Raw genomic sequence first — 13,121 nt, forward strand, 5'->3', positions numbered from 1 at the left:
CGCCTCGAAACACGATGCTGTGCCGCCAACCATTGGGAATAGGGATGTTCCACGTCAGGTCATCGGTCTTAGGCTTTGCCGCTGCTTTGGCGGCATGCTGCGCAGGCCAAGCGACAAGCGCCGACGAAACGCCTTCAACGCTGCCAGAGCCCGAGTTCCGCTTGCTGGCGATCGCAGAAGCTCTCGCCAGCGATGAGGTCCTGCCTGTTCAGTTCGAACAACTGAACCCCTTCACCGGCCCGCGAGCCGATACCGTCAGCGATCAAGCGATTCAGCCCATTGACGTCGGTGGAGATGCCAACTTTGCCAGCTTCAGCCTTCCCGAAAACCTGGCATTCAAAGACTGGGACCAAATCAGTGCGGCGAGTTTTGAAAGTAACGCGACTGACCTGCCAAGCGATCCGAACTATCTCGAACAGTACGAAGAAAGCCAAGGTATCAGTGAAATCGGCCTGAGCGAATCGCCCGCGGTGGAAATCGTTCCCGGGTCGACGTTCAATCTGACTCAGTCCGCGGATATCGGTGAAACGCTGGTCGAGTCATCGACAACGCAAACGATTAAGGCGCGCGACGAAGTTCTCTCGGCTTTGACCCCAAAATTCGCGGCTTCTACAACGGCCAAGTCTACACCACGCAGGACGGGTGCTATCTGTTCCCGGCGCGTAGCGATTTGGACGGCGTGTTCTCGAAGATTGATCCGTTCTTGATCGGCAACGTTCAGGTCTACAGCGGTCCCTACACCGTGCGTTACGGAAGTGGCTTTGCGTTCTTGAATGTCGATACGATTTCGACACCACGTTACCAATGCGGAACCGAACACCATCTTCGATTGGGGACCAATATCCGTACCAACGGTGGCCAGACCTACAATTCGGCGACCTTCTTTGGTGGTGGCCAATCGATGGGCTACTACGCCAACATCGGCTATCGAAAAGGTAGCGACTATGCCGCGGGCAATGGCCTGTTGATTCCCTCCAGCTACGACGCGTTCAACCTGTTGTCGGGGATTGGATTCGACATCGATGACAACACCCGTAATGAAATCCGCTACACGCACATCAGCGAAGACGGAACGGAATACGCAGGTCAGTTTTTTGATGTCGACGGGTTAACTAGTGACGCTTTGGCTGACAGCTGGATTCACCGAAACGAGCGAACAGGTTTTTCGTATCGCGTCGATTCTTGGGTAAGCAACACCGACTTTTTTGGCGACACGACCGCGGCGAGCAAGCGGCGTAGTGATTTTCCCGTTTTGCAACGCGTCGATGATTCATTGACGAACATCCAACGAACTGACGACGATGATAATTTCATCCCCGCAAGTTCGTTGCCTTACCCGCCGGATCCGAATCGTCCCTTTTTCGGAACGGTTGATGGCGAGATGTTGAGCGCCGGTGTTCGGGCAGGCGTCACACAGGAACTCGATCGCGATCGAACCATCGGCTTTGGTGCTGACGTTCGCTACATGAAGCAGCAGGTCAACGAGTTCTATGATCTCAATGGTTTCCGCGATTTAAGCGGCAACCCGCTCGGCACGATCACGACCGGGTTGCCAAAGTCGGAAGTCGTCGAACCGGGGCTGTACACCGAGTACTCGTTTAAACCGATCAGTTTCATTGATGCCGCCGCTGGTTTCCGTATTGCGTTTGCGCATACACAAGCCGATCCGAGCGACGTCAATGCGACCTCGAATTTCCGAAACACCGCCACTGGTCCGATCGTCGAAGACCTGGATGTTTCGGACACGCTACTTTCGTACTTCTTGACCAACGATATCGATTTGGCACCGGCATGGTCGTTGCGACTGGGGGGCGGCTATGCCGAGCGTTTGCCAACCTTGGAACAACGTTACAGCGACGGTTTGTTTCTGGCGATTATCCAGAGCGGTTTCAGCCGGATGATTGGCGATCCTTCATTGAGCAAGGAACGCAACTGGCAAGTTGACGCGCGGGTGAACTGGAAATACGAATACATTCGCGGCCGAATGGGAGCATTCCATAGCTGGGTCGTCGACTACATCACTTACAACGCGAACCTGATCAATGATCCGCAAGGGTCGCGATTGTTGCGAGCAACGAATACGGATTACGCGACTCTCGCGGGTATGGAGTTCTACACCGAAGCTGACTTGGTTCGTGGCGTGCAGGTGTTTACCAGCCTGAACTACCTCGATGGGCGAGACCGTGAAATCAACCAACCGCTTGCCGGAATCTTCCCACTAGAAGGGCGTCTCGGATTGCGTTTGACTGACACCAGCGACGATCAACGCTGGGGGTTGGAATGGGGGCTTCGCTGTGTTGATAATCAGGACCGCTTAGCAACATTGAGTTCTTCGCCCGGTACCGGCCAATCACGTAGCGAGACGGAACTGGTTACCTTGGAAACCGCGACTCCTGGATTTACGACGAGCTATCTACGCGGTTACTTGCGTCCAAGAGACAACGTCAGTGTTACTTTTGGAGCTGACAACCTCTTCAACAACAACTACTACGAACACTTAAACTTGCGAATTCCCGCGCAAGGCCGTTTCGGACAAACGGCTGTGTTGTCGCCAGGGTTAACGCCGTATATCGGCATCGAAGTTGACTACTAGGAATTCAGCGGCTGTCCAAGTCAATTGAGACATCACCTTCCGCATACAAGGTGCTGTCGTTCTGGATCGCTTGACGGTCCGTCACGGAGATCGCGACGGGAGTTGCCGGGTCGTTGTAAACGAATTCGCGGACGACGACGCGGAGTTGATCGTAGATCACCGTGGCCGATTTCTGAGGCAATGGATCCGGCAGCACTCGGATGGAAGCGAGCTCGCGTGAGTCGTCATAGCTTTCCGTGACAACAACCGTCATGCCGCCTTGGTCATTGGCGGTTTTTTCCGTGCGAAAGCTCACACCAGAGATACCGTCAAGCTTCAGCGGATTGGTGCTCGACAATGGCAAAGGAGTACCGGGGATCGGGCGGTCGGCGAATCGAAACCACGCTTTGATATCGATCTTGTCAAATCGTTGTGGAAAGTTATCGATTCGACAAAGCAGAATTGGTATCGACTGGTCTGTTTTGAATTCTGGAATGCCAAACAGATAGGTTTGCTTTCGCCCACGTTGACCACGGCGGCTATCGATCCCTTCAAGTTCCAACCAAACGTCGGAAGGACGTGGTGTGAAACGTCCATCGGAGCGATTGCCTTGGGCGCTTTCGATAGCGATTTGCATCGCGAGTTGGCGGTTGAAACGCTTCCCGAGTGGCCCGGCGTGCACCACGTAACGCCCAGCATCTGGCATTTCGGTTTGCAGCGATTCACGAATCAACGACCCTTCATACACGAACGCCTTGTGTTGTAGGCCTTGCGGAGACAGTTCCAGTTCCAGACGTTCGCCACCTTGAAGTTGAACATCGGTCAGTTCGTCGATCGGTGACTCTCCGCTCGGAACGATTGCGCGAATCGAAAATCGGGCTGGCGGAATCACCGGTTGTCCAACTTGTGAATCGCTGCCGTCTGGCGGCCATGTGCTGATCGGAACCAACTGACCGAATGGAACCTCCGGACTGGCTTGTTGTCCGCGGCGCTGCCAAGCGATTCGTGGTTTCAGGCTGATTTCTTGCAGATAGCGTAACAGGGATTGGCCATCGGCCGCGTCGAGCACTTTGGCGCTGGGGAATTGGCGGCGCAGTTCGGTGTCTTGGTCGAGGTACTTGACGATTGTCAGTTTGATGTCGCTGCGCCGGCTGTCGGCCAATGTCATTGCCGATCGACTGGAATCGTCGACGGTAAGATCGCTTGTTGAAATCACCTTTGGCTTGCCATCAGTCAACACGATGATGTGGCCGGAATCATTGCCAAGTTCGGCGTAGGCTTTTTCAATTGCTAGGTACGTCGGCGTGACCCCGATCGCACCAAGGTTCTGGATTTCGTTCTCTAGTGCTTCACGGTGCGAGCGGTCCAACGGGCTCGCTTTGCGGACCATCTGGACATCAAAGTTTGGGTTGTATCGCACGGTTTCATCCGCTCGGATAAGCCCGACATTTTTGGCTTGCCCGCCTTGGAGTTCCTCGACAGCGAGCTTTTGTTGTCCGTTATCGATTTCCGGAAAAATTTGACCGTTCTTTTCGGAGAATCCATAGCGACTGCCAAACACGATCAGCCCGACTTCGGTGGCGGGGTCGAGGCCTTTCAAAAATTGCGTCACTGCGTTTTTCGCGACCTCTAATCTCGAAACACCACCGCCACTCGTCGGTGTTCGCATTGATCCGGAGCAATCCATTACCAAAATCAATCGTTCCGGTTGCTGCAGTGTTCGCGTCACGCGAGCGACTGGGACTCCATAATCGGGACGTTCAAAGACCAGTCTGCGGCCACCGACCAAGTCTTTGACTTCGACATCACCGCCTCGGCGGAGACCGCGGAAGAAAACATCGGCAAAAAATTGATTGGCCTCTTCCGGCAACTGTTTTGGAAAACGCAATGGGATAACCAGTTGGCGTCCATCAACATCGGACCGACGAGCCAACTCGGTTTCGTTTGTCTGGGGCGAATGGAGTGCAATCAATCCCGCTGGAATGACTGGCGGAATGTCCAAGTAAAAATCGACATCGCGATCGGCGACAAACTTTAACAACGTGCCCTGTTGCAGTTCTTCGTTCGGCATCGGGCGGAGAGTTTGAGTCGACTCGATGGCGGTTTTTAAATTGAGCAGCCGATTTTCTAGGTCTTCACCGTCGAGTTTCGCGGGGAGACGCGAGTAATATTGATTGCTGCTTCGCGTTGCCAACAGTTGTTCCGCAGCTGGCGGACAAAATCCCGGATCGCCCGATTTAGCTTGACACCAGAATTCGTCCATCGTGCGGCGTGCCAAGTCGTTGAGCAAGAATTGCTTGTCGAGTTCGAAACGCGCGACGCCGATTGCGCGGATTTCAGGCGGGGCATGGCTGAACAACATCGATCGACTTCGTATCGCGACGTCCCAATTGGACAAAAGACGACGCGTTGTTAGCGGATCGCCAGTTCGATTGTGGGCTTCGATCGGTGATTCAATTGCGGTGTGCGCATTCAAGGAATCGCCCAGTCGGCCGCTGGAAAGGTTTGCCACCGAATCCCGCAAGCTGTCGCCACGTCGTTGGAAAACTTGATTCAGTCGCGTTGTTGGCGAAGGGTTGTTTTCGTTTTGGTCGGTTTGTCGCTCTTGGTCGACCGTGACAGCTAAGCCGAGGCCGGAATCGATCCGTCGGATCCAGTATTGCCAAAGAGGTTCTTCGTCAATGGATTGCCAACGCAGCGTTTGAGTGGCGATATCTGTGTTTTCCGAAACCGGACTCACCTGAGTGCGAGTTCCGCCCGACTGGACATCCTCAATCGTGGCTTGCGACTTACTGAGAACTTCACAAAGTTTCGTGTGAACGCGACTTCGGTTGACCGCATCGGCCATTCCCGATCCCTGTAGCAGGGCGAATAGTTGTCGCATTCCGAGCGCATCGAGTGCTTTGACGTCGACCGTTTTTACAACGCGAGACGTCAGTCGATCCGATAACGCAGCCATCGTTTTGGCAGCGTTACTGTGGGCATTTTCTAATTCCGAAAGTCGATCCGCGAATCGGGCAGACGCGTTGTTTTCAGGCAAACGCAACGCTTGATTGAGTTCAGCAAGTGAATCGATTGCGGCTTTGATGAAGACGCGACTTTGACTCGCTTCCAATAATTCATGTTGTGAAAACGCTTGGGCATCAGCGAGCAACGTTTCCGCGAGTCGCGGAACACGGTGAAGCATTTGGTCACGCAGACGATACGCTTCAGAAACCGTGGTGGCCGCGTTTTTAAGTCTGGCCATTTCGGGCAAGACGACTTCACGAAGTCGATCGGTTCCGGAGCGTTTTGCGTCGACGCTCGACGACAAAATTTGGTCTAGGCATCGGAGTCGGTCTTCGTTCGCTGCGTCAAATTCATCTCTCAGCCATAGATTGACACGCAGGTCTCCGGCGAACAGTACGTCGCGACTGGCAATGTGGGATTGTATGACGTCACGGCGATTTGCTTCGGAAACATGCTGCAGGTCGTCTGCCGAAAGCAGACGTATTAAATGAGCTTCTAGGAATGCGGCAGGCCGTGCCGTACTCGCCAGCCGCTGTTTTTCTAAGAGGGTGCTCGCGAGTGCAATCGATTGGGCGTCGTAGTGGGTCTCGTCCAGCCAATCGGTCAAGAAACGTGTTGCTTCAGTTGGTGAGAGCGAAATTGGAAACGCTTCCGGGTCAGGCTTTTTATTCCAACCGGCGATAGCCTGTTCAAGTTCGCTCGTAAGCGGGGAAGGAGGATAGAAGTAATTCCGCTGTGCGAGTTCCGTTAACGCTGACTCTTTTGGCAGCGCTGTCGAACCCTTTTCGAACTGGGCAAGGTCTGCGGCGCACTGAACGATCAGCGCGCTGAAATCATTCCCGTAGCTACGACCAGAAAATGCCAGGCTTTCAAGGCGAACGAGATGTTTTTCGAGAGTCGCCCATCCCATCGGATCGAATGCGAGTGGCGAGTGGACGCGTTCTGCCAGACGATTGTGACGCTGCCAAAGCTGATCAATTTTCTCGAAGTCTTGCCGAAGTTTGGCGACGTCGAAAGGTGGCAACGGATTGATTGGGCGAGTCGCCGGCTGGTTGATCACTTCCCAATCGCGGGCTTGTTCGTTCAGCAACATCGGTTGTTGCTGGGCATTCCACATCCGCGCGGCATAGGAGGCGGTTCGTGTTCGAACATGGTCTGCGATTTCGCCAACGGTAACGACGCCGTTTCCGTCTTCGTCGGCTGCGCCGGTCAACGCTTCGGTAATTGCAATCGGAAACAGCCCCTGTCCTTGTCGTGGATCCCACCAACTACGCTCGCCCGGACTGGATGAGATGATGGTCGCAATCTGGTTTTCGTTCGTCGCAGAAATATTTTGCCATGCTTCGGCAAAGGTGTCGCTGAGCTGACCCCAGTCCCATTGTGGACCCACGCGTGATGCGTCGATGAACAAGACGACTTTCAGGCCACTCTTGGTGTTCGCATGGTTGGCCAAAGTCTCTTCGATCGCTTTGACCAACGTTTCGCCGGCGACCCAGCTTTCCGGTTTATCAGCACGACTTTCACCGCTCGCAAAATAAGGTTGTCCGCTGTCAACCAAGCCCTGTGCGCTTAGATAAACCATCAGCATGTCATCGTTGGGACCGCCGGGCGTTGCGTTCAGAAGCGGTGTGACGATTTGGTCAACCAGCTTTCCCTGCCCAAGAACGCCAGAACAGTACCGAATGTCGCTGACAAGCTTGACATTTTCGTCAGGCGAATTCGGGCCGCCTGAGAACCAGGCTTGAAACAACTCGACGTCTTCTGCCGCAAACGGGTTGGGGGCGGCGTACAGCGGGCTGTCGATGGTGCGGGCGCCGGACGCCGAAACCACCGTCGCTACCAAAGGAACTTTCAAGTCAGGTTTCCGCAGTAGGACCAGCAGCAATACAATCGCCAAAGCGACCGCAAAGGTGGTCAACAAACTGACGCGGAAGAGCAACTTGCGCCGTTCCCGTCCGCGACTGCCGAAATCAGATTCCTGTCGTACCGGCCCCGTTTTTGAGCGTCGCCAACCGGCCCTTTGACTGGCTTTTGCCATAGCTGAATTCTGGTTCTATCGATTCAAAGCGAGTGGTCTGCATCCAACCGCTACAGTCTATCGAATTGTTGCGGATTGTTCGATCCGATCACGGACGCGTGCGATTGAGCGAGCTTCGATCCTGCTTTACGATAACTAGCGATCGAACCCTCAAAAAAATAGATCACGTTGACCCGTCCGAATCCCTATCGAAGCCCGTCCACTCCTTCGGCAGATTCTTCTGCGGCAGCGGCTTCGACAGAGATGTCGGGTGATGGAACGCAGTCCGCACCGGCAAATCGAAATGCGACCATTTCGCCATTGACCGAACGACGAGTCGTTTGGTGGGCAACGGGGTGGTTTTTCTTTGCTCTGCTCAGCTACAGCATTGTGCGCCCGATCCGCGAGACGTTGGGGGCGATCGGTGGGACGAGGCAATTGCAGGGGCTGATGCTGGTCACCTTTGCCGTCATGCTGATCGCGGTTCCAACTTACTCGGCATTGGTCAACCGGCTTTCCCGGCGCTGGTTGGTTCGCGTCGTGATCCACTTTTTCACTGCCAGCTTGATTTTGTTTAGTCTTGCCCAGCGATTGGGTTCGCCGCCGATCCAGGTCTGGTCCGCGAGAGCCTTTTTCGTGTGGGTGAATGTGTTCGCATTGGTCAACACCAGCATGTTCTGGTCAGTGCTTGCGGATCTGTTTCAGAGTGATCAAGCCAAGCGATTGTTTGGTCGGATTGCTGCCGGCGGGACTGTCGGGGCGATCGCGGGATCGTTGCTGACAAGCCAGATCGCGACGTTGCTTTCGACCCCCAACCTGCTGTTGATCCCAGCGGTCACCCTACAAGTTGGCTTATGGTTCGCGTGGCGGTTGGAACGCGTTGTCAGTCGAACGGATGAGCTATCCGCTGATCAATCCGGCGGCTCCAACCGCAGAGATCGATTGCCGGTCGGAGGCTTGTGGCAAGGAATCACGCAGGTGCTTCGTTCGCCTTACCTACTGTCGATTTGCTTGTTTTTGTTCTTTGTGCAGGCTGCCGGGACCCAACTGTATTTTCAGCAAGCGGATATCGTGGGGCGAACCGTTGAGAGTGATGATACCAAGCTTCAAGTGTTCGCCTACATCGACCTTTCTACCCAAGTATTGACGCTGTTTGCACAGGGCGTTTTGTCCGGATTTCTATTGAAGCGATGCGGCGTATCGGTAGCGCTGATGGTGTTGCCGGCGGTGTACTTCTTGTCATTTGCCGCCTTGTCGTCTCATGCAACGTTGTTGGTCGTGGCGATCGCCATGGTGATCGCACGGGCAACCGCTTATGGGATTACGGTACCGTCACGCGAGGTTCTGTTTACGGTGGTCAGCCGTGAAGACAAATACAAATCGAAAAACTTTATCGACACCGTTGTCCTCCGCGGTGGCGACGCGACCGCGGGGCAGATCCTTGGTTCGTTGAAGAACTTCGCGTCGTTGACATTCGCGACGGTCAACCTCTGCTCACTGCCCGTGATCGCTATCTGGATGTTCGCGGCTTACCGATTAGGACTGCGCCAAAAGCGGTTGGCGGATCAGATTTCCTCGACACCAAGATCGGGTGAGCAAGCCGGCTGATCGTTGCACGTCACCGGGGGGCTCTAACTGTGGCAACCAGCAGCCACGTATTTTTCGTCCGTCTCCTCTCGCTCTCCGCAAACGTAGCGTTCTCTACCGCTGTTTTTATGGAACAGCGGTGACATTGGGAGAGAGCAAGTCTGTGAATCAGTCTGCTGCTAAGGGCGGGCGCCGGGTGTCGCGTACAAACCCTTCGCACGAATGTCGTCCAAGTAGTCGCAGCCTTTCCAGGTCAACACCAATGGCCCTTTGTTTGTCAGCGTTTCTTCGCCAAGTTCGATGAATCCCGCATCGGCACACAAGAAAACGTGGGTGACGACGGAATCGCGTTCGTATCCTTCGATGGGGATCGAGCCTTTGAATAACCGTGATCCTTTGGTTTCGATGAATTCCAACAGTTTTCGAACCAGGTACATGTCTCGCTTCATGAATCGAAACCAAACGAAGAAGTAGAAGGAATGGCGTTTCTTAACGGGAGGCAGAATCGGCAACGTAAAGAGCGTCTGCCACGTCGTCTTTGTGATCGGCATGGTAAACCTTGAAGATTTGTTCGAATTGTCCGATCGAATCGATCCCCGTTGAGATCGGCTGCCCAGTCCAGACAGGACGTTTAACCGGAACGACCGTCACCTCAAACTGACTCGCTGTGGCAGGAGCCACCTGTGGGCGGTTTCCACTGAATCAATCCATTGCCGCCGACGATGACTAACTTGAAACGAACCCCACAATGTTGCTGCGGCAAGGCATCGCAGATCGTGGCCTGTGGAACCGTGGTTCAGAACTCGTTGCCTGTCATTTCGATTAGACCAAGGATGGTCGGATGGATGATTTCTTCCCACTGGAAGAGCTTTCGAAGATTGCTGAGTCGGCTTCATTGAAATCGAGCCGCCGGTCATTCAATGCAACTGCCCTCGCCAGTGGTCTCTTGCCGTTTTCGTTGTTCGGGGATAGCAAGCCCTCTTGCCCTTTGCAATCGATTCGCGAGAAACGCTTTGACACATTGGTTGCGATACTCGCCGCACAAATCGATTCTCTGTGGTGTGGTCGGCAAGGCGATCAGGCGCACGCCGTTGCCTGCGATGTGTTGACCTATGCAGCGCACCTTCCAACGCGTGTTCAACAAGGAATGAATGTTGCGCTATTGTGGCTGGAGTACTACAGCGTCAAACACACCGGAACAAAGCTCTCCAACCATGCGCCAGCGATGGTTCGTCAGGTGCTGAACCAAGGTGAGACCCGTCGTTCGAAAAACTCACCACCGTTGATCTGCTGGGATGAAGACCATTTGTTGCACATGGCTGCAAGCGGCTTGGCAATGGTCGGACGTTTGGTGATTCACTCGCGAATGCCGGCACGTGAATTGATCGGGTTAGGCTGGAGCGAAGAGTGCCAAGATCCAGGGAATTTAGTTTCTGTCGAACCGCCACCACTTGCCGATTTGAATCAACACTACGACGTTGTGATTGTAGGAAGCGGTGCCGGCGGAGCGACGGTCGCGGCCAGCTTAACCGCGCAGGGATACAACGTTCTAATTTTGGATTACGGCGATTTCGTCAGGCCCGATGCGCTGATTCAAAAACAAACACAGCCCGACGGGACTGTTAAACTATCTCCGCCACGCAGCGATGAAGTTCTCTATCGCTTGTACAAAGACGCGGGAGCTCAGATTAGCGGAGGACTGGGGAACGTCAAAAGCAAACTTGATCTCGCGCTTCCGCACCGACGCAAGCAGATTCCAGTCCGTCAGACGATCAACATCTGCCAAGCCAAGGTGTTTGGTGGCGGGCCCTATGTCAACAATGCGATTCACTTGCCAATCAAACGCGAAGTCTATGAGACGAAATGGGCCGGACGTCAGCCCGCCGGCGTCGACTATGACGTGTTGTTCGCGATCATGGATTCCATCAACGCAGAACTGGGCGTGAACACCGACGTAACCGATCGTCAGATTAGTGACCGCAGCATGCGTTTCGCAGAAGGTTGTCGTGCGGTCGGTGAATCCCCACATCCGCTACCGGTTTCGATCCGAAAGGATTGTTCGGGCTGTGGGAGCGACAACTCCGTCGATAGCTTTGGCCATCATGTTGGCGGAATCCATCCTTACTCGCCCGATCAGCCGAACAGCTACCTCGTCCAGGCGATGCACAATCCGGCACCGGCGAAGGTCTCGTATTCCACCGAGGCTACGCACATTCAGATTGGACCTGATTCGAACGGCCAACCGGCGGTACTGGGCTTGAATGTCGAACGACGTGACGACACCGGTTGCCGAACGAGAACGACGTTGACCGCGGACCAATACGTTGTCGCGACAGGATTTGGCCCGACGACAAAGCTGCTTGCCCAAGGGTTGAATCATGCGGGGCTGAGCAATCGCCAACTCGGCAAGCGGTTTTCCGCAAACGTCGGTACCGCTGTCTACGCGATGTTCGAAAAGCCGATTTGGCCCGCCGGATCGGCCAGGCCCGAGCCCGGTGTAACGCAATGTTTCATTGTCGAAGGTCGGCATGTCGAAGAAAACGGCAAAGTCGTGGAGGAGCCGGCGCTCGAGAATTGGTTCCACTTCCCAGGGACGGTCGCGCTGGCGCTGACCGGATGGTTTCAGCATTTCGCCTGTGCGATGCGGAAGTTCAACCACTTGTCGATGGCCGGGATTGTGGTCCCAACGCACGTTCGTGATTGCAACTACGTCGATGAATGTGGAAAGGTCCACGTCTCCTTGAACTGCGACGAGTTCGAATTGTTGTTGCGAGGGATGAAGCGGATCGCAATGATTTACTTTGCGGCGGCGACACCCGACGATCCGGTCACGTTGTACCTGCCAACGAAAGCGATGTTGCTGCGAAACGGATGTCCTGCCGTGATTCGGAATATGGACGACATGGAGTGGGCACTAGGCGAAATACGCAGACGTGGTCCGGCGTTTGTCAATTTGCTGACGACCCACGGTCAAGGTGGAGCATCGCTGGGTGACGTGGTGGATCCGGAATCGTTCTTGGTTCGTACCGATAGCGGGCATCAAGTTACCAATCTGACCGTCGCCGATTCGTCACTGTTCCCGGCAGGTTGCGAGATTAATCCTCAGTTGACCGTGAAAGCGTTAGCGAAAATCGCCGCCGACAAAACACGTGGTCGATTGGAGCAAGGTCGGGTTTCCAAGGCGTAGTGGATGAGGCGACGAATCCTGTCACGGATATCGCCAAAAAACATCAGCCGCATCGGCGATAGCCAGCGGTTGCGTGGATTTGGTTTGGCCAGAGCACATAACCGCACGCTATCGCGGTCGCGGCTGATGAGAGAACAGACGGCGATTTCATCAGCCACATTGGCGATAGCCAGCGGTTGCGTGGTTTCGGTTTGGCCGGCGGACCGAAGATCGCCTAAAGGCTAGACTCCAGCGGCGCTTGTCTTAGGGGCGAAGCCCCGGCCGGTTACCTAGCCAGGTCCGCAGGGCCTGGGAGATGACCCGAACCAAAAAAACAATAGGGCCAACGGTCCAGTCCGTTACCGCGTGTTTGAAATCGATTGATTTGCAACACCGTACGCAATCGTGACGATTTCATCGGCCGCATTGGCGATAGCCAGCGGTTGTGTGGTTTTGATCTGTCCGGATCACGTAACCGCACGCTATCGCGGTCGCGGCTGATAAGAGAACGGACGGCGATTTCATCAGCCGCATTGGCGATAGCCAGCGGTTGCGTGGATTTGGTTTGGCCAGAGAACCGAAGATCGCCTAAAGGCTAGACTCCAGCGGCGCTTGTCTTAGGGGCGAAGCCCCGGCCGGTTACCTAGCCAGGTCCGCAGGGCCTGGAAAATGACCCAACCAAAAACAGTAGGGCCAACGGCCCGGTCCGTTACCGCGTGTTTGAAATCGATTGATTCGTATCGCCGTACGCAATCGTGGCGGTTTCATCA

General features: G+C 54.8%; 6 protein-coding genes. 4 read left to right on the forward strand and 2 right to left on the reverse strand.

What is annotated here, in order from left to right; translation table 11 throughout:
* The first annotated feature begins 14 nt into the window (after positions 1-14).
* Both CGZ80_RS20915 and CGZ80_RS20920 read left to right on the forward strand, forming a co-directional pair.
* On the forward strand, positions 15-707 hold the full coding sequence (locus CGZ80_RS20915; RefSeq protein WP_143544067.1) for a hypothetical protein: 693 nt from the start codon (positions 15-17) through the stop codon (positions 705-707).
* On the forward strand, positions 599-2,593 hold the full coding sequence (locus tag CGZ80_RS20920; RefSeq protein WP_143544068.1) for a TonB-dependent receptor domain-containing protein: 1,995 nt from the start codon (positions 599-601) through the stop codon (positions 2,591-2,593). Before CGZ80_RS20915 ends, CGZ80_RS20920 begins: the two co-directional genes overlap by 109 nt.
* Positions 2,594-2,597: 4 nt before the next feature.
* Here the strand turns inward: CGZ80_RS20920 and CGZ80_RS20925 are convergent, their stop codons facing one another.
* On the reverse strand, positions 2,598-7,619 hold the full coding sequence (locus tag CGZ80_RS20925) for a VWA domain-containing protein (protein WP_094417636.1): 5,022 nt from the start codon (positions 7,617-7,619) through the stop codon (positions 2,598-2,600).
* A 168-nt stretch (positions 7,620-7,787) separates the two neighbouring features.
* Between CGZ80_RS20925 and CGZ80_RS20930 the strand changes: the two genes are divergently transcribed.
* Positions 7,788-9,206: an NTP/NDP exchange transporter gene (locus CGZ80_RS20930; RefSeq protein ID WP_233148560.1), complete on the forward strand. Its 1,419-nt coding sequence runs from the start codon at positions 7,788-7,790 to the stop codon at positions 9,204-9,206.
* 158 nt (positions 9,207-9,364) lie between these two features.
* On the opposite strand, the gene CGZ80_RS20935 is transcribed toward CGZ80_RS20930, so the two are convergent.
* On the reverse strand, positions 9,365-9,736 hold the full coding sequence (locus CGZ80_RS20935; protein WP_094417638.1) for a DUF2513 domain-containing protein: 372 nt from the start codon (positions 9,734-9,736) through the stop codon (positions 9,365-9,367).
* 290 nt (positions 9,737-10,026) lie between these two features.
* Here CGZ80_RS20935 and CGZ80_RS20940 point away from each other — a divergent pair, with 290 nt between their 5' ends.
* Positions 10,027-12,372, forward strand: coding sequence for a GMC family oxidoreductase N-terminal domain-containing protein (locus CGZ80_RS20940; RefSeq protein WP_094417639.1), 2,346 nt, complete (start codon positions 10,027-10,029; stop codon positions 12,370-12,372).
* The last annotated feature ends 749 nt before the right edge of the window (positions 12,373-13,121 follow it).

Source organism: Rhodopirellula sp. MGV, assembly GCF_002251265.1.
In the GTDB taxonomy this organism is placed as follows: Bacteria; Planctomycetota; Planctomycetia; order Pirellulales; family Pirellulaceae; genus Stieleria; species Stieleria baltica_A.